The following is a 15,669-nucleotide window of genomic DNA, read 5'->3' on the forward strand; positions in this document are numbered from 1 at the left end:
TTCAGAGTGTCGCCGGGAGAGAAGCCATGTCCGACCAGCCCGTAGAGCCCGCCGGCCGTCAATGGACGCACGCCTTCCGCTTCATCTTCATCGCCGCGGTTATCAACGCCGTGTCGTTCGGCATCATGATCCCGGTTCTGCCGAACCTGATCAAGGAATTCACCGGCGGCGACACGGCCGCGGCCTCCGAGTGGAACGTGGTCTTCGCCACGGTCTGGGGCCTGATGCAGCTGTTCTGCGGCCCGATCCTGGGCATGCTGTCCGACCGTTTCGGACGCCGGCCGATCCTGCTGATCTCGCTCGCCGGCCTGGCGATCGACTTCCTGTTTATGGCGCTCGCGCCGACCCTGGCCTGGCTGTTCGTGGGCCGGGTGATCAACGGCCTTACCGCGGCCAGCTTCTCCACCGCCAACGCCTATGTGGCCGACGTCACCCCGCCCGACCAGCGGGCCAAGGCCTTCGGCTGGATGGGTTCGGCCTTCTCCTTTGGCTTCTTGGTCGGCCCGGCCCTTGGCGGATTCCTGGGCGATATCGATCTGCGCCTGCCGTTCTTCGTCGCCGCGGGGCTGACGGCGATCAACTGGCTGTACGGCTTCTTCGTTCTGCCAGAGTCGCTGCCGGTCGAGCGCCGGGTGGCCAAGTTCGACTGGCGGCGCGCCAATCCCGTTGGCTCGCTGGTCTTCCTGCGTTCGCACCGCGACCTGCTGGGGTTGGCCAGCATCGGCTTCCTGTTCCAGCTCGCCCACACCGTCCTGCCGTCGATCTTCGTGCTCTATACGGGCTATCGCTACGGCTGGACCCCGGGCTTCATGGGCCTGACCATGATGGGCACCGGCCTGGCCGGCGTCCTCGTCCAGATGCTGCTGATCGGCCCCGTGGTGGCCAGGATCGGCGAGCGCGGAGCCCTGCTCCTGGGGGCCATGGCCGGCGCGATCGGTTTCGCCATCTACGGTTTCGCGCCCAATGGCTGGGTTTACATCGCCGGGATCCCGGTCTTCGCTCTGATGAACTTCCTGCAGCCGGGCCTTCAGGGGCTGATGACGCGGCGGGTCGGGCCTTCGGCCCAGGGCCAGCTGCAGGGCGCCAACCAGAGCCTGCAGGGGATCGCCTCGGTGATAGGCCCCATCGTGTTCGGCCTGACCTTCGCCTGGTCGATCCGCCACTCCGGGGTGATGCATCAGCCGGGCCTGGCCATCTATCTGGCGAGCAGTCTGCTGGTCCTGGCCTTCCTTCTGGCGCTCAAGATGGGGCGGGCGCCCGAGACCGTCCGCGCCCCGGCCTGAGGTTGCTCCGCAGCTACATTTGCGCCACGGGCTTGCGCGTCCTGGCCGGCTGCTGAGAGGGTCGACGCCATCCACCGGAAGATGGCGACATGTCGAAGTTTCCCCGCGGCCTAGGCCGCGCGATCATGGCCTTGGCGGCGTCCTGCACGCTCACCACGGCCGCGGCGGCCGACGAACGCATGCTGCCGGTGACGCCCGAGGTCAGCCTGCGGGTCATCGACGAGGGGCCGCGGAACGCCAGGCCGCCTGTGGTGCTGATCACCGGCTGGGGCTTCACCGCCGACATCTGGCGCGACCAGGCGCAGCGTTTGGCCAGGACCCGGCGGGTGGTTTCCTTTGATCCGCGCTCCCAGGGCCGTTCCACCGTCACGGCCCAGGGCATGACGCCCAGCCAGCGCGCCCGTGACCTGGACGCGCTGCTGACCCAGCTCGGCCTCGAAGAGGTCTATCTGGTGGGCTGGTCTCAGGGGGTGCAGGACGTGGCGGCCTATGTGGACGGCTTCGGCACGCGGAAGCTGGCCGGCGCCGTGCTGGTGGATGCGGCGGTCTCGTCGGGCTCGGGGGCGGTCCTGAGCGATCCCCAGACGGCGGCCCGGACGCTGCGCCTGCTCAGCATCTACGCCGCCCAGCCGGAGGCCTACGCCCGCGGCATGTTGGGGGCGATCATCAGCCGCCCGCTCGACAAGGCGCAGACCGATCGTCTGGCGGCCGATATCGCCGCCGTCCCCACCGCCATCGGCTCCGCCGCCCTGGTCGCCGACCTCTACGGCGCCGACCTGACACCGGCGCTCAAGAAGCTGGACCGGCCGACCCTGATCGTCGCCTCGGCCTCATCGCCGGAGCTGCAGGCCCAGCGCGACGGACTCAAACTCCTGCCGGATGGCCGGATCGAGGTGGTGGAGAACGCCGCCCACACGGTGTTCATCGACCAGCCGGATCGCTTCGCGCAAATCTTGGAGCGGTTCCTGGCGGACGCCGACGCGGCCACGTCGTAGGCGGGCCTGAATCGCGCCTGAGGTTCCCTCAAGGCGGCCGCGCGCCTACATCGGGCCATCATTGCGCCCGAAAACTCCGTCAAGGCCGGGCGACCTAGACTGTCTGGAGACCGCATGCGCGCCTACCGCGTCCTGATCCCCGTCCTGGCCCTCCTCGCGGCCTGCTCGGACCCCGTGGCCAAGTCGACCGCCCAGGTTCCACCCCTGGCCCAGCCGACCCGCGCGGCGCCGGGCGACGCCCTGACCATGAAGTCGTCCTTCGCTCCCGTGGTGAAGCGCGCCGCGCCCGCCGTGGTGAACATCTCGTCCAAGCGGCTGGTCCGCCAACGAGCCGACCCGTTCTGGGAGATGTTCGGCATGGGCGCGCCGCGCGAACGTATCCAAGGTTCGCTGGGTTCGGGCGTCATCGTCCGCGCCGACGGCGTGATCGTCACCAACAACCATGTGGTGGAAGGCGGCCAGGAGATCACCGTGGCGCTGGCCGACCGCCGGGAATTCACCGCCCGGGTGCTGCTGGCCGACCCGCGCACCGACCTGGCCATCCTGAAGATCGACGTAGGCAATGAGCGTCTGCCCGTCCTGGCCATCGACGACAGCGGCGAGGCCCAGGTCGGCGACCTGGTGCTGGCCATCGGCGATCCCTTCGGCGTCGGCCAGACCGTGACCAACGGCATCATCTCGGCGCTCAATCGCACCACCGATCCCAATGGCGACACGGCCAACGCCTATATCCAGACCGACGCGGCGATCAATCCGGGCAATTCCGGCGGCGCCCTGGTCGACATGGACGGCGACCTGATCGGGGTGAACAGCTTCATCCTCTCACGCTCCGGCACCTCGTCCGGCGTTGGCTTCGCCGTGCCGGCGGCCATCGTGCGCCGGGTGGTTGAGACCGCGGCCGGCGGCGGTGTGGCGGTGATCCGCCCCTGGCTGGGCGCGCGCACCCAGACCGTGACCGGCGAAATCGCCCGCAGCATGGGGCTTTCCACGCCCCAGGGCGCGCTGGTGGCCGACATCTGGCCGAACGGACCCGCGGCCCGCGCCGGCCTGCGCCAGGGTGATGTGATCGTCTCGGTGGACGGCCGCCCGGCGGTGGACGCCGCGGCGGTGTCCTACGCGGTGTCGTCGCGCCGTCCCGGCGACAGCCTGAAACTCGGCGTGCGGCGGGGAGCACGGGAGGAAATCCTGACACTGCGGGCCGAGGCGCCGCCCGCCACCCCCGCCAAGGACCAGCAGCTGATCTCCGGCCGCAATCCGTTCGACGGCGCCACGGTGGTGAACCTGTCGCCGGCGGTGGCCGGCGAGCTGGGCCTCGATCCGTTCCTGGGTCGCGGCGTGCTGGTGACCAATATCAGCCGTGGCTTTGCGATGAACGCCGGCCTGCGACCTGGCGACCTGGTCAAGAAGATCAATGGGCGCGAGGTGGGCACCGTGCGCGAGATGATGGGCGTCCTCAACACCGGCGCGGGCAACCAGTGGCAGGTGACCATCGAGCGCGGCGGCCAGGAGATCACGGGCAATTTCCGGACCTAGGCGCCCCAGATCCTCCCCCAGCGCGTAGCGCGTATGGGGGAGGTGGCGCGTCGCCTCTTCGCGACGTGACGGAGGGGGCTGAAGCCCGCAAGCAAGAGTCAAAGTCCCCCTCAGTCAGCTTCGCTGACAGCTCCCCCAGAGGGGGAGCAACTTGAACGGCTGCGTCGGTCGGAATGCGTTCACGGCCGGCGGCGGCTTTTGCTAGAACAGCCTCATGGCCGATCTCTTCGAAGCCGCGGGGATGACGCCCCACGCCCCATCCCCGCTCGCCGACCGTCTGCGGCCGCAGCGGCTGGACGAGGTGGTGGGGCAGGACCACCTGCTGGGTCCCGAGGGTCCGATCCGCCGCATGGCGGAGGCCAAGCGACTGGCCTCGATGATCCTCTGGGGCCCGCCGGGCACCGGCAAGACCACCATCGCCCGACTGCTGGCCAAGGAGGCGGGGTACGAGTTCCAGCAACTCTCGGCGGTGTTCTCCGGGGTCGCCGACCTGAAGAAGGCCTTCGAGCAGGCCAAGATGCGCCGTTCGGCCGGCCAGGCCACCCTGCTGTTCGTCGATGAAATCCACCGCTTCAACCGCGCCCAGCAGGACGGCTTCCTGCCCTTCGTGGAGGAGGGGATCGTCACCCTGGTGGGGGCCACCACCGAGAACCCGTCCTTTGAGCTGAACGGGGCGCTTCTCAGCCGCGCCCAGGTCTATGTGCTGAAGCGCCTGGACGACGAGGCCCTGGCCCTGCTGCTGGACAAGGCCGAGGTCCATGAGGGCCGCAAGCTGCCGCTGGAGGACGAGGCGCGCCACGCCCTGATCGCGCTCGCCGACGGCGACGGGCGCTACCTGCTGACCCTGGCCGAGACCCTGCTCAACATCGGCTCGGCCAAGCCATTGTCGACCAAACAGCTGGGCGAAGTGCTGCAGAAGCGCAGCCCGGCCTACGACAAGGACCGCGAAGAGCACTACAACCTCATCTCGGCCCTGCATAAGTCCATCCGAGGCTCAGACCCCGACGCGGCGCTCTATTGGCTGGCGCGGATGTTGGCCGGCGGGGAGGACCCGCTGTTCGTGGCCCGGCGGCTGATCCGCGCGGCGGCCGAGGACATCGGCGAGGCCGATCCCATGTCCCTGGTGCTCGCCAACGCGGCGAAGGACACCTACGACTTCCTGGGCTCGCCGGAGGGGGAGATCGCGCTGGCCCAGCTGGTGATCCACCTGGCGGCTGCGCCCAAGTCCAACGCGGTCTACACGGCCTTCAAGGCCGCCCAGCGCGCGGCCAAGGAGACCGGCTCGCTGATGCCCCCGGCCCATATCCGCAACGCGCCCACCAAGCTGATGAAGGACCTGGGCTACGGCAAGGGCTACGCCTACGACCACGACGTCGAGGGCGGTTTCTCGGGCCAGAACTACTTCCCGGACGGCATGGCGCGGCAGACCTTCTACCAGCCCAAGGGCGACGGGAACGAGGCGCGGATCAAGGAGCGACTGGAGCGCTGGGCCGAGCAGCGGAACCGCAAGGGGTGAGGCCGCGCCTGCAACCCAAGCCCAGGCCCGGCGACACCCCGGTCTCGCTCAGCGCCGAGGAGATCGCCTTTGTCCGCGGCCTGGTGATCTATGAGGACGCCCAGATCCTGGCGCTGAACAAGCCGTCGGGCCTCTCCAGCCAGGGTGGGCGCGGCCAGGTCCATACCCTGGATGAGATGCTCTGGGCCTTCGCCAAGCCTGGCAAGGCGCGGCCCCGGCTGATCCACCGCCTGGACCGCGACACCTCCGGCGTGATCCTCACCGCCAAGACCAAACCCGCCGCAGGTTTCCTCGGCAAGCATATGATGGGACGGCGTTTTTCGAAAACCTATCGGGCCATTGTCACGCCCGGAGCGCCCGAGCCGGCGCAGGGGTCGATCGAGGCTCCGCTGCGCCGCGACGAGCAAGGCCGCGAGGCCTATATGCGGGTCTGCGAGGCCGACCATCCCGACGCCGAGACGGCGCGCACCCGCTTTCGGACCGTATCGAAGGGCCCGGCGGCGGCGTTGCTGGAACTGGCGCCGGAGACCGGCCGCATGCACCAGATCCGGGTGCACCTGGCCTCCATCGGACGCCCCATCGCCGGGGATGCGCGCTATGGCGGGGCGCTGGCCGTGGCGGGCCTGCCGGTCCCGCGGCTGATGCTGCACGCCAAGACGCTCGCTTTCCCCCATCCCGAGGGCGGGACCAAACAGATCGAGGCGGACGTCCCGGCCGACATGGCCGGCCTGATCGCCGCGCTGGGCCTCTAGACGGAACGCCCGTCCGAGCTGGGCCGTTCTTCCGACAAGGTTTGCAAGTCCAATAGCTTGCGGAGGATCCCCGAGATGAAACGAGCCCTTGTCCTGCTGGCCGCCTGCGCCCTTCTGGGCGGCTGCGCCACGGCTCCTACGGTCTACGCGCCGGCCTCGGGTCCGAACGCAATCGGCTTCTCGGAGTACCGCATCGAGCCCGGCCGCTACCGCATCACCTTCCGCGGCGGACCGGGCGCGCCGATCGCACAGGTGTCCGACTACGCCCTGCTGCGCGCCGCCGACCTGGCCATCGCCGAGGGCTTTGACTGGTTCCGCGTCGCCGATCGCGTGACCATGCAGGCCGGATCCGACAGCGGCCCGCGGGTCTCCATCGGGGCTGGCGGCGGCAGCGGCGGCTATCACCGCAGCGGCGTCGGGATCGGGCTCGGCACCAGCTTCAATCTCGGCGGCGGACCGTCGGTGGCCCAGACCATCGAGGTGTTGATGGGCAAGGGGCCGCGTCCGAACGATCGTGACGCCTATGACGCCCGCGAGATTCGCCGAAATCTCGGAGCCCGGACCTAGGCCGGAACCCGCAGGGCCCCGTGGGTGAAACCCGCCACCTCGGCCACCGACAGATAGCCCTCGTCGGGGAGCCCTTGCGCCACCAGCAGGGGGGAGAGGCCGCGCGCCTGTTCGGCGAACTCCAGCAACTGGCCGGCGGCCTCGCCGTCTGAGGTCGCCAGGTCCGAACCGTCCAGGGTGACGCCTTGCAAACGGGCGTCGCGCACCGGAAAGACCACGTCCCGGCTGGGCTGAAGCCGGGCGAAGACGCTACGGCACACAGCGTTCAGGAGGCCCGCCACCTCGGTCAGGCGACCGGTTGGCGTGCCCCGGTCGATGTCGATCAACTCGACGATGACGCGCTTTTTCAAGGCCGCGGCCGAGCCCTCGGTGGCGTTCGCCAGATGGCTGCGGCCCCTGCGGCCCGAAGCCGTGCGGAACGAGAAGGGCAGGATCACCGGCAGGGCCGAAGCGCCGTCGGGCCCGACCAGGGTGGCGGCGAACTCGGTAGTGGCCTTGTCGATGGTCTCCACGTCGTCGTCGGAGAGCCTGGCAAAGGCGCGGGCGGGGATGACCACGCCGCTCTTCAGATGGGTGACCACCGGCTCCAGCCGGCGCGCGGCGACGGCCTGATGACGCAAGTGCACGAGGTCCTCGACCAGGAAGTCGATCCCAAGGGTCTGCTTCTCGGCGGTGACGAAGGTGGCAAAGCCACCGGCGAGCACGGGCTCGGGCGGCGCTTCTTGCGCAGAGGCGTTATTCCCGACCATCCCCGAACCTGGAAAGCTGAACCTGATCCGCATGATGACGCCCGTGGCTTAACCAGGCGTTGAATGGCGGGCGGGGGCTTCTCCGAAGCGACATCACGTCGCATAAGGGCGGAATGGAAAAGGTTCTTCTGGTGGCCGCCGGCGGCGCGGTGGGCGCGGTGGCGCGCTACGGCCTGGGGGTGCAGGCCCTGCGGCTGTGGGGCTCCGGCTGGCCCTTCGGGACCTTCGCGGCCAATGTCCTGGGCGGCCTGCTGATGGGCGTGCTGGCGGGCTACCTGGCCCACCGCGGCGGTGCGGACCAGGAGCGGCTGCGCGTGCTGCTCGGGGTCGGGGTGCTGGGCGGCTTCACGACGTTCTCGGCCTTCTCGCTGGAGGCGGCGCTGATGATCGGGAAGCGCCTCTACGGCCAGGCCTTCGCCTACACCACCGCCTCGGTGCTGCTGTCGATCTCGGCCCTGTTCCTGGGCCTCCTGCTGGCGCGACGGGTGTTCGCGTGAGGGAGGTCCGCAACATCCAGGTCGATCCGGGCGAGGACGGGGTGCGGCTGGACCGCTGGTTCCGGCGTCGCTGGCCGCACGTCTCCCAGATCCAGGTCCAGAAGCTCGCCCGCTCGGGTCAGATCCGCGTCGATGGCGGCCGCGCCAAGCCCGACCAGCGCTTGGCCGCCGGCGAGACCGTGCGTGTCCCGCCGCTGCCCGACGCCCCCAAGCCCGGCGACAAGGGGCCTGGCCTCGACGCCAAGGAGAAGGTCTTCGCCAAGTCCCTGGTGCTCTACGAGGACGAGGAGGTGTTGGTGCTGAACAAGCCCGCCGGCCTCGCCGTCCAGGGCGGCACCAAGACGCTCAAGCACATCGACCGCCTGCTCAGCGCCTGGGGCGAGGGTCTGGAACGGCCACGCCTGGTCCACCGCCTGGACCGCGACACCTCCGGCGTCCTGGTGCTGGGCAAGACCCCCGGGGCGGCGGCCAAGCTCGCGGGCTCCTTCGCCCGGCGCCGGGCGGAAAAGACCTACTGGGCCCTGGTCCATGGCGCGCCGAAGCCCGCCGAGGGGGTGATGGAGCTGCACCTGGTCAAGAAGGGGGTCGGCGACCGCGAGATGGTGGTGCCGACCGATCCCAAGGACCCTAACGGCGATCCCGCCGAGACCGAGTTCGTGACCATCAGCCGCGCGGCGCACCGGGTGACCTGGATGGCGCTGCGGCCCCACACCGGGCGGACCCACCAATTGCGCGCCCATATGCTGGCCATGGGCCACCCGATCCTGGGCGATCCGAAATACACCAACGACGCGGCCCGCGAGCTGTCGGGAGACCTGAAGCTGCAGCTCCACGCCCGACGCCTGACCCTGCCGCATCCGTCGCGGGGCACGCTGATCCTCGAGGCGCCCATCGGCAAGGAGCTGAAGGCCGGCTTCAAGCGCTTCGGCTTCGACGAGCACGAGGCGAACCCGGAGCCGTTCAAGAAACGGCGGAAGTAGGGGCTCAGGCCGTCTCGAACGTCACCGCCGCTTCGGCCTCCCTGCGCCAGGTGGGCCGCGCCCACAGGCCGATGAATGAAGCCCTCGGCAGCTGGGCCTGAATGGCGAACAGCCGCGAGATCGCCGCCGCCGGCGAGATCGCCTCCCGCGCGAACAGCATCTGGCGAGCCGGCAGGATGCGGTTGAGGTCGCGCGGGGTCAGAATCTCGTCGGCCATGGGCGAAGGATCGCCGAGGCCCGCGGCCTAGACCAGCCCCGCCACCGGCGGCGCGCCGGCGCTGTCGGGGAAGACCGTGGTCTCCAGCGCCCGGCGGTCCAGGCCCAGGTGGTCGGCCAGCACGCCCTTGAACAGGGCGCGCATGTCCAGGGAGGGGGCCAGGTCGCGGTTCTCGTAGAGGGCGGCGGTCTTCAGCCCGGGCCAGTCACCGACGATCCCGCCGGGCTTCAGCGAGCCGCCGAGAATGAGCGCCGTCGAGGCGGTGCCGTGGTCGGTGCCGCCTGTGCCGTTGACCCGCGCCGTGCGGCCGAATTCGGTGGCGACCACCACCACGGTGTTGCTCCATTCGGAGCCGAGGCCCGTGTAGAGGCCGTCCAGCACCGCGTCCAGATAGCCCAGGCGATTGGCCAGCTGGCCGTTGGCCGCGCCCTGGTTGGCGTGGGTGTCGAAGCCGTCGAGGCTGAGCGCGGCGATCTGCGGGCCGCCGGGCTCGCGCATGAAGCCGGCCAAGGTCCCGCCCAGCTTGCGCGCCGCCTCTTGGCCCTGGCGAAGATAGCCTTCGATGCTGCCGGGCTGGGCTGACGCCATCATGCCGGACGTTCCGCCAGCTCCGGCCGGACCGCTTATCGCCGCCTGGGCCATGGTCTCGGTGGCCAGGCCGCGGGCCAGGGCCGGACCTAGCACCGGATCATCCTTGTAGAGGTCCTGAAGCAGGCTCGGCAGCCGCGCCTGGGCGTCAATCCCGCGACCAGGGGACCAGGAGGAAGCCGGGGCCGGGCCGCGCAGGATCAGCGGGGCGGTTGGTCCCACCGACAGGGCCTCGACCTTGCGCCGCGCGTTCAGGCTGCCCACGGCGCGGTTCAGCCAGCCGGAGGAGGTCCCGTAGACCACCGCAGCCCCCGTCTCCAGCACGTCCTGGGCCTCGAAATGCGAGCGGGCGCGGTCCGGGGTGGCGACCGCCGGGGCGATCCGCGCCTGGCCGGCCTTGGCGAGGCCGTGGACCGATTTGAGCGCCGGATGCAGGGCGAAGGCGCCGTCCAGGGCCAGGGCGTCGTCCCCGAGCGCCAGGCTCCCGCGCAGGGCCTGATAGTCGGGATCGCCCACCGGTGGGGCGAGGGAGAGGCCGTCCAGTCCGCCCCGGCAGATCACCACCACCAGCTTGCGGTTGGCGAGGTCGCCCGTGGCCGCCAAGGCCGGGCGCGCCAGGAGGTCGACCGAGAGCCCGAGTCCGGCGGCGGCCAGCATCGCCCGGCGGCGGGAGAGGTGAGCGGTCATCGGCGTTGGAACTCCGGGCTCATCAGCAGCAGGGCGAGGCCTTCGGCACGGGACTCGGCGCGGGCGACTGCGGTCGCCGTGGCGGGCGAGAGCCGCGCCCCCAGGGCCTCGACGGCCAGCGACTTGGGGTCACGATCGCGCACCATGGCCTCGGAGAAGGCCTGGGCCCAGCTCATCCGCTGGACCAGCGCCGCGGGGGTCGCCCAGGCGGCGGTCTCCTCGGGCCAGCCCTTGGGGGAGGGCGCGGAAAAAGCCTTCTGGCCCATGGCGTTCAGCACCGGCGCCAGGCGGCCGATGTCGCGAGGCGCGCCGCCTGTCGCGCGCCAGCTGGAGATCATGAACTCATAGGGTGTCTTGAACTTGGCCGGCTGCGGCGCCCAGGACTCGGGCGCGCCGATCAGCGCGCGCGCCACGTGGTCGAGTTCGCCGCTACTCTCGGCCCAGGCGTATTCCAGCCGACGCAACAGGGCCGGCGGCGGATCGTCGGCCACGAAGTGCCGGGCGATCTTGGCGCAGATGAAGCGCGCGGTGGCAGGGTGGCGCGCGAGGTCGGTCAGGATCGCGCCGGCCTGTTCCTTGCCGCCGGGGGCGTATCGCACGCCCATCACCATGCGGGCGCCGGGCTCGTGGGCGACGGCGCGGAACACCGGACGGCCCAGCATTTCAGGGTCTTCGCGGAAACCGCCGACGGAGAGGCCGGTCATGGCGCGGGCGAATTCGGTGACGTCGGCCTGGCTGTAACCGCCGTCGACGCCGACGGTGTGCAGTTCGAGGATTTCCCGCGCGAGGTTCTCGTTCAGGCCCGCCGGCTTGCGCCCGGCCGACGGCGACCCGGCGCCCGCGCCGCGCCGGGGCCGCGACAGGTATTGCGCCGCCGGACTGCCCGGCCCGATCGACTGGGCCTGATCCAGATAGAGCAGCATGGCCGGATGGGTGGTCGCCGTGGACAGCAGGTCGGCGAAGCGGCCGAACACGTGCGGCCGGATGGCCTCGTTCTCGAACGGCCCGACCACGGTGGCGGTCACGAGCTTGTTGGCCGAGACGGTGAAATGGTTGGCCCAGAACAGGGTCCAGCGCTCGCGGAACCCCGCCTCTGTCTCCGCGCCGAGCTGGGCTCGGGCCAGAAAGTCCGTGCCGACGTCGTCGCGCAGCATCTTTTGGGCGATCTTGACGGGATCGCGGGCGTCGGCGACCGGCGTGTCGTCACCCGCCGCGCGTATCATCCCGCGCTTGTCCTGCTGGTAGACGCGGAAGCCGGCGATGCGCTGGGCGGAGGTCTCACCATTGGTCCTCGGCTGGTCGGCGCCGGAGGGGCGGATCTGGGCGGAGAGGAAGCCTTTCGGATCGCCTCGGGCCGCGGCGATCTCCCCAGGCCTGGCGCCCAGGCCAAAGCGGGTGACGGCGATGGCGGCGCTCAGATCGCGGTCGGCCACAACTGGCTCCTTGCGCATTTCCACTTCCGTCTCCATTGCACGGGGCGACCCGCGGAATTCCGTCGCGGGCGGTTGGAGGCGCGTTTGAAAAAAGGATTTCACGAGCCCGGCGATAAGCCCAGGCGGTTCTACAAGGACGTCTCGGTCGTCGCTGAGCCCGGTGGGTTCCAGGTCAGGCTGGATGGGCGCAATGTCCGCTCGCCCAAGGGCGGGGTGCTGGTCCTGCCGACCCAGGCGCTCGCTGATCTGGTGGCCGCCGAATGGACCGCCCAGATCGACGTGATCGAGCTGGCGGAGATGCACGTCACCCGCCTGGCCTTCACCGCCCTGGAGGCGATCCCGCCGGCCCGTGACGGTGTCGCCCAGCAGGTGGCCGACTTCGCCGGCTCCGACCTGCTCTGCTACCACGCCGAGGAGCCCGAGGCCCTGGCGGCGCGTCAGCTGGAGCACTGGGGCCCGGTGCTGGACCGCGCCGACCGCGAGCTGGAGCTGGTTTTCCTGCGCACCATGGGCATCCTCCATCGCGCGCAGCCAGGCGAGACCCTGGAGCGTGTGAAGGCGCTGGCCCTGGAGCTGGACGATTTCGCCCTGGCGGGTCTGGCCTTCGGAACCTCGCTGTTCGGCTCGGCGGTCCTGGCCTTCGCCCTGCAGCGCGGTTGGCTCAACGGCGAGCAGGCCTACGAGCTTTCCCGCCTGGACGAAGCCTATCAGCAGGAGAAGTGGGGGATCGACGAAGAGGCCGCCGAACGCACCGCGCGGCTCTTCGAGGAAGCCAAGATGCTGGATCGCTGGTTCCGGGCGCTGGGCTAGGCGCCGTCCCGCCGGAACAGGATGATCGGGCCGTCCCAAGCCGGGGTCCTGACGTCGATCTCACGGGTGTCGGTCGCACCGGGCGTCGTGGCGACAGCCTTGCGCCAGAACCGCAGGGCGGCGGTGTTCTTCCGGGCCACGGCGACTTCCCAGAGACCGGACCGCGTGGCGAAGACCAGATGGGCGGCCGCCGCTGCGACGCCCGATCCGCGATGCTTCCGCAGGACGAAGAACTCCGCGACGCTGTTGTCGATGGCCTGGCCGGAATGGGCGTGGTCGTTGACCAGGGCGAACCCCGCCAGGAGATCGTTCCGCAGGATGAACCAGGCGCTGCGCGTCCGATCGGTCCAGTAGGCCGCAAGCGGATAGGGGTCGAAGCGGCCATCGGCCTGCAGGTCGCCCTTCGACGTCCCGGCCCAGAATTCCGAGAAGTCGTGAATGTAGAGCTGCATCAGGTTCTGCAGCACCGGCTCCTGCTCGGGCAGGACTGGTTCCAGCCGCACGTTCATGTCGCCTAGCCCCAGGTTCCCGTGGCCAAGGTCGTCGGCGAATAGTCGCAGAATGTCCAGCGCAGCGGGACGGCCGCGCGACGGCGCCAGCCGCGCTCGACGGTGAAACGCCACAGGCGCTCTGCCCCCTCCAGGCCCGCACGCTGGTCCCAGAGCACCTCGGTGCGGCCCTGGAGTTGCGTCAGGTCGCCGGTCTCAAAGTCGGGGAACAGCAGGGCCGCGCGGGGTTCGGTCAGCAGGTTGCCCAGGGTGTTGAAGAACCGGTTGCCCCGGAAATCGGGGATGGTCAGGACGTCGCCCTCGATGCGAACGAAGCCCGGCCGCCCACCGCGATGGGAGATGTCGGCTCCGCCGTTCTCGCCGTCGGCGCGGGTGGCGACGAAGAAGGTGTCGGCCGCCGCGACCGTTGCGCGGGCGTCCGCATCCAGGCCCACGAAGCGCTCCAGCGGGCCGGGCGTGCGGGGTGCAGCCTCGACACCGCGGGTCTGGATGTACTGCGGGCAGTTGCCGAAACTCTGGGCCAGATGGACGGCAATCCCGTCGTCGACGGTGGTGAGGCGTCCGTTGGCGCGGTTACGGCGGCGGTTGGAGAGGTCAAGGCCCAGCAGGCCCACCGGTGCGCCCGGCCGGAGCAGGGCCTGGGCAGGGTCCTGCGGGTCGGGGCGGACGGCGAGCCGCAGGGTCCGCTGGTCGGGGCTCGTGATGAAGCCGGGCGCACCGGTTAGCAGGGTGGCCGCCGGCCAGCCGCCGGCCTCGACCGTTCCCACGAACACATAGGCAAGACCCTCGAAGAAGGTCCGATGCTGATCCGGCATGAAATCGCGGATGCCGGCGCCGATCGGCGGGGCCTCCAGGCCCGCGCGGCGCTGGGCCTCACGCTCGCCAGCATGGAACGGGGCGGGGGCCATGGCTCAGGCCGGTTCCGGGATCGGCGAGGCCGGCAGCGGCTTGAACCAGGGCTGACCCTCGACACGGGCCAGCCAGGCGCGGACGGCGGAGTAGGGCTCGAGGGGGATCGCGCCCTCCGGAGCATGGGCCACGTAGGAATAGCAGGCGAGGTCAGCGATCGTCGGGTGGTCGGCGGCGAGATAGGTCGCGCCCTTCAGGTGCTGGTCCGTGAAGGCCAGCAGCCGTTCGGCGATCGCCTTGGCGCGGACCGGGTCGCCCGGCATGTTCCATTGCAGGGCCATGCGCGCGGTGGCCGGGCCGTACATGACCTCGCCGGCGGCGATGGAAAGCCATCGCTGCATCCGCGCCGCTCCGACCGGATCGTTCAGCAGCCAGGAGCCGTCCGGATCGTAGCGCTTGGCGAGATAGACCAGGATGGCGTTGGAGTCGGCCAGGACCAGGTCGCCATCCTCCAGCACGGGAATCTGCCGCAGGGGATTGAGCTTGCCGTATTCGGGCGTGGCGCGAACGGCGGCGGAGGCCTCCCGGAACTCGAAATCGAGACCGAGGATGTGAAGCATGAGCTCTACGCGATGGGCGTGGCCGGACAGCGGTGTTCCGTGCAGGCGGATCTTGGACATGGACGTCTCCGTGGGATGGCGACGGACAGGTTAGGCATTGCGGAATTCCGGGTGAATGGTGCTAATTGGCAATTGACTATTCCAATTTTCGGAATGATGCGATGGATCGCCTGGATGAACTCGCGGTGTTCGTGGCCGTGCTGGAAACAGGCGGATTCGCTGCGGCCGCCCGCAAGCTGCGGCGCTCGCCCCCGGCCGTGACCCGGATCGTAGCCGGTCTGGAGGCCCGCGCCGGGGCGCGGCTGATCGAGCGCACAACCCGCAAGCTCAACCCCACCGAGGCAGGCCGCATCTTGGCGGAGAAGGCGCGCGGACTGCTGGCGGCCTATGAGGAGGCGCTGGCCCCGGAGGACGACGGCCCGCTGCGGGGGCTGATCACCCTCACCGCGCCCCTGGTGTTCGGCCGCCGGCACCTGACGCCGGTGGTGGCGAGCTTCCTCGACCTCCACCCCCAGGTCAGCGTCGACCTGGTTCTGCACGACCGCAATCTCGACCTGATCGAGGGCCAGATCGACCTGGCCCTGCGGATCGGCGCCCTGGCAGATTCCGGCTTGGTGGCGCGAAGGGTGGGGGAGGTGCGGCGCATCCTGGTGGCCTCGCCGGCCTATCTGGCGCGGCGCGGGACGCCGGCCAGGCCGAGCGATCTGACCGATCACGAGATCGTCTTGTCCGGTGTCCTGACCGGCGGCACGGAATGGCGGTTCCGTGACCAGGCGGTGCGGCTGACGCCCCGGCTGAGCGTCAACGAGGTCGACGCCGCCCTGATCGCCCTGCGCGCCGGCCACGGCATCGGCCGGCCGCTGTCGTACCAGGTGGCCGAGGATCTGGCCTCCGGGGCCTTGGTGCGCCTCTTGCCGCGGTTCGAGCCCGATCCCCTGCCGGTGCAGCTGGTGGCGCCCAGCCGCCACGTCTCGAGGAAGGTCCGCGCCTTCCTGGATCATGCGGTGGAGGCCTTGAGCGGCCTGGCGGTGATCCGGCCTGGCCCCTGATCGCGCGACATGGTTGCGCCGGCCAATTCGTCCGA

17 protein-coding genes are annotated in these 15,669 nt (G+C 70.3%); 10 read left to right on the top strand and 7 right to left on the bottom strand.

Annotation, left to right across the window (positions count from 1 at the left end):
- Positions 1 to 26 precede the first annotated feature (26 nt).
- From M9M90_RS09265 to M9M90_RS09290, 6 genes are all read left to right on the top strand, one after another.
- Positions 27 to 1,283 (top strand): TCR/Tet family MFS transporter, encoded by a 1,257-nt coding sequence (locus M9M90_RS09265; RefSeq protein ID WP_254836869.1) that lies wholly within the window; start codon positions 27 to 29, stop codon positions 1,281 to 1,283.
- 89 nt (positions 1,284 to 1,372) lie between these two features.
- A complete protein-coding gene (locus tag M9M90_RS09270) occupies positions 1,373 to 2,278 on the top strand; it encodes an alpha/beta fold hydrolase (protein ID WP_254836870.1) in 906 nt (301 codons plus the stop codon).
- A 114-nt stretch (positions 2,279 to 2,392) separates the two neighbouring features.
- Positions 2,393 to 3,811 (top strand): Do family serine endopeptidase, encoded by a 1,419-nt coding sequence (locus tag M9M90_RS09275; protein ID WP_254836871.1) that lies wholly within the window; start codon positions 2,393 to 2,395, stop codon positions 3,809 to 3,811.
- Between the two features lie 214 nt (positions 3,812 to 4,025).
- Positions 4,026 to 5,327: a replication-associated recombination protein A gene (locus M9M90_RS09280; RefSeq protein WP_254836872.1), complete on the top strand. Its 1,302-nt coding sequence runs from the start codon at positions 4,026 to 4,028 to the stop codon at positions 5,325 to 5,327.
- Entirely contained in the window at positions 5,324 to 6,079 is a 756-nt protein-coding gene (locus M9M90_RS09285; RefSeq protein WP_254836873.1) for an RluA family pseudouridine synthase, read from the top strand. The genes M9M90_RS09280 and M9M90_RS09285 overlap by 4 nt, the downstream gene beginning before the upstream one ends.
- A gap of 75 nt (positions 6,080 to 6,154) precedes the next feature.
- On the top strand, positions 6,155 to 6,646 hold the full coding sequence (locus M9M90_RS09290) for a hypothetical protein (RefSeq protein ID WP_254836874.1): 492 nt from the start codon (positions 6,155 to 6,157) through the stop codon (positions 6,644 to 6,646).
- Here M9M90_RS09290 and M9M90_RS09295 read toward each other — a convergent pair.
- Positions 6,643 to 7,428 carry a hypothetical protein gene (locus M9M90_RS09295; protein WP_254836875.1) on the bottom strand — a complete coding sequence of 262 codons (786 nt, stop codon included), beginning with the start codon at positions 7,426 to 7,428 and terminating at the stop codon, positions 6,643 to 6,645. The two genes, M9M90_RS09290 and M9M90_RS09295, sit on opposite strands and share 4 nt — an antisense overlap.
- 80 nt (positions 7,429 to 7,508) lie before the next feature.
- On the opposite strand from M9M90_RS09295, the gene crcB reads away from it, so the two are divergent.
- Both crcB and M9M90_RS09305 read left to right on the top strand, forming a co-directional pair.
- Positions 7,509 to 7,892 carry a fluoride efflux transporter CrcB gene (gene crcB, locus M9M90_RS09300; protein ID WP_254836876.1) on the top strand — a complete coding sequence of 128 codons (384 nt, stop codon included), beginning with the start codon at positions 7,509 to 7,511 and terminating at the stop codon, positions 7,890 to 7,892.
- Positions 7,889 to 8,872: an RluA family pseudouridine synthase gene (locus M9M90_RS09305; RefSeq protein ID WP_254836877.1), complete on the top strand. Its 984-nt coding sequence runs from the start codon at positions 7,889 to 7,891 to the stop codon at positions 8,870 to 8,872. Before crcB ends, M9M90_RS09305 begins: the two co-directional genes overlap by 4 nt.
- A 4-nt stretch (positions 8,873 to 8,876) precedes the next feature.
- On the opposite strand, the gene M9M90_RS09310 is transcribed toward M9M90_RS09305, so the two are convergent.
- The 3 genes from M9M90_RS09310 to M9M90_RS09320 are packed head-to-tail and all read right to left on the bottom strand — an operon-like array spanning position 8,877 to position 11,815.
- Entirely contained in the window at positions 8,877 to 9,089 is a 213-nt protein-coding gene (locus tag M9M90_RS09310) for a hypothetical protein (protein WP_254836878.1), read from the bottom strand.
- Between the two features lie 27 nt (positions 9,090 to 9,116).
- Entirely contained in the window at positions 9,117 to 10,364 is a 1,248-nt protein-coding gene (locus M9M90_RS09315) for a DUF1501 domain-containing protein (RefSeq protein WP_254836879.1), read from the bottom strand.
- Positions 10,361 to 11,815 (bottom strand): DUF1800 family protein, encoded by a 1,455-nt coding sequence (locus M9M90_RS09320; protein ID WP_254836880.1) that lies wholly within the window; start codon positions 11,813 to 11,815, stop codon positions 10,361 to 10,363. Before M9M90_RS09320 ends, M9M90_RS09315 begins: the two co-directional genes overlap by 4 nt.
- Before the next feature lie 66 nt (positions 11,816 to 11,881).
- Here M9M90_RS09320 and M9M90_RS09325 point away from each other — a divergent pair, with 66 nt between their 5' ends.
- On the top strand, positions 11,882 to 12,607 hold the full coding sequence (locus tag M9M90_RS09325; protein ID WP_254836881.1) for an ATP12 family chaperone protein: 726 nt from the start codon (positions 11,882 to 11,884) through the stop codon (positions 12,605 to 12,607).
- On the opposite strand, the gene M9M90_RS09330 is transcribed toward M9M90_RS09325, so the two are convergent.
- Genes M9M90_RS09330 through M9M90_RS09340 form a run of 3 tightly spaced genes read right to left on the bottom strand, consistent with a single transcriptional unit; the run spans position 12,604 to position 14,645 of the window.
- A complete protein-coding gene (locus M9M90_RS09330) occupies positions 12,604 to 13,116 on the bottom strand; it encodes a GNAT family N-acetyltransferase (protein ID WP_254836882.1) in 513 nt (170 codons plus the stop codon). The two genes, M9M90_RS09325 and M9M90_RS09330, sit on opposite strands and share 4 nt — an antisense overlap.
- 5 nt (positions 13,117 to 13,121) lie before the next feature.
- On the bottom strand, positions 13,122 to 14,024 hold the full coding sequence (locus M9M90_RS09335; RefSeq protein ID WP_254836883.1) for a pyridoxamine 5'-phosphate oxidase family protein: 903 nt from the start codon (positions 14,022 to 14,024) through the stop codon (positions 13,122 to 13,124).
- A gap of 3 nt (positions 14,025 to 14,027) precedes the next feature.
- Positions 14,028 to 14,645, bottom strand: a complete 618-nt coding sequence (locus M9M90_RS09340) for a glutathione S-transferase (RefSeq protein ID WP_254836884.1) — start codon at positions 14,643 to 14,645, stop codon at positions 14,028 to 14,030.
- Between the two features lie 101 nt (positions 14,646 to 14,746).
- Between M9M90_RS09340 and M9M90_RS09345 the strand changes: the two genes are divergently transcribed.
- Positions 14,747 to 15,634 carry a LysR family transcriptional regulator gene (locus M9M90_RS09345; RefSeq protein WP_254836885.1) on the top strand — a complete coding sequence of 296 codons (888 nt, stop codon included), beginning with the start codon at positions 14,747 to 14,749 and terminating at the stop codon, positions 15,632 to 15,634.
- Positions 15,635 to 15,669 lie beyond the last annotated feature (35 nt).

It is taken from the genome of Phenylobacterium sp. LH3H17 (assembly GCF_024298925.1).
GTDB lineage: Bacteria > Pseudomonadota > Alphaproteobacteria > Caulobacterales > Caulobacteraceae > Phenylobacterium.

Coding starts and splice junctions, on each gene's coding strand:
- M9M90_RS09345 (WP_254836885.1), top strand. CDS start 14,747: ATGGATCGCCTGGATGAACTCGCGGTGTTCGTGGCCGTGCTGGAAACA.
- M9M90_RS09330 (WP_254836882.1), bottom strand. CDS start 13,116: ATGAACGTGCGGCTGGAACCAGTCCTGCCCGAGCAGGAGCCGGTGCTG.
- M9M90_RS09270 (WP_254836870.1), top strand. CDS start 1,373: ATGTCGAAGTTTCCCCGCGGCCTAGGCCGCGCGATCATGGCCTTGGCG.
- M9M90_RS09265 (WP_254836869.1), top strand. CDS start 27: ATGTCCGACCAGCCCGTAGAGCCCGCCGGCCGTCAATGGACGCACGCC.
- crcB (WP_254836876.1), top strand. CDS start 7,509: ATGGAAAAGGTTCTTCTGGTGGCCGCCGGCGGCGCGGTGGGCGCGGTG.
- M9M90_RS09280 (WP_254836872.1), top strand. CDS start 4,026: ATGGCCGATCTCTTCGAAGCCGCGGGGATGACGCCCCACGCCCCATCC.
- M9M90_RS09275 (WP_254836871.1), top strand. CDS start 2,393: ATGCGCGCCTACCGCGTCCTGATCCCCGTCCTGGCCCTCCTCGCGGCC.
- M9M90_RS09295 (WP_254836875.1), bottom strand. CDS start 7,428: ATGCGGATCAGGTTCAGCTTTCCAGGTTCGGGGATGGTCGGGAATAAC.
- M9M90_RS09290 (WP_254836874.1), top strand. CDS start 6,155: ATGAAACGAGCCCTTGTCCTGCTGGCCGCCTGCGCCCTTCTGGGCGGC.
- M9M90_RS09315 (WP_254836879.1), bottom strand. CDS start 10,364: ATGACCGCTCACCTCTCCCGCCGCCGGGCGATGCTGGCCGCCGCCGGA.
- M9M90_RS09340 (WP_254836884.1), bottom strand. CDS start 14,645: ATGTCCAAGATCCGCCTGCACGGAACACCGCTGTCCGGCCACGCCCAT.
- M9M90_RS09320 (WP_254836880.1), bottom strand. CDS start 11,815: ATGCGCAAGGAGCCAGTTGTGGCCGACCGCGATCTGAGCGCCGCCATC.
- M9M90_RS09335 (WP_254836883.1), bottom strand. CDS start 14,024: ATGGCCCCCGCCCCGTTCCATGCTGGCGAGCGTGAGGCCCAGCGCCGC.
- M9M90_RS09310 (WP_254836878.1), bottom strand. CDS start 9,089: ATGGCCGACGAGATTCTGACCCCGCGCGACCTCAACCGCATCCTGCCG.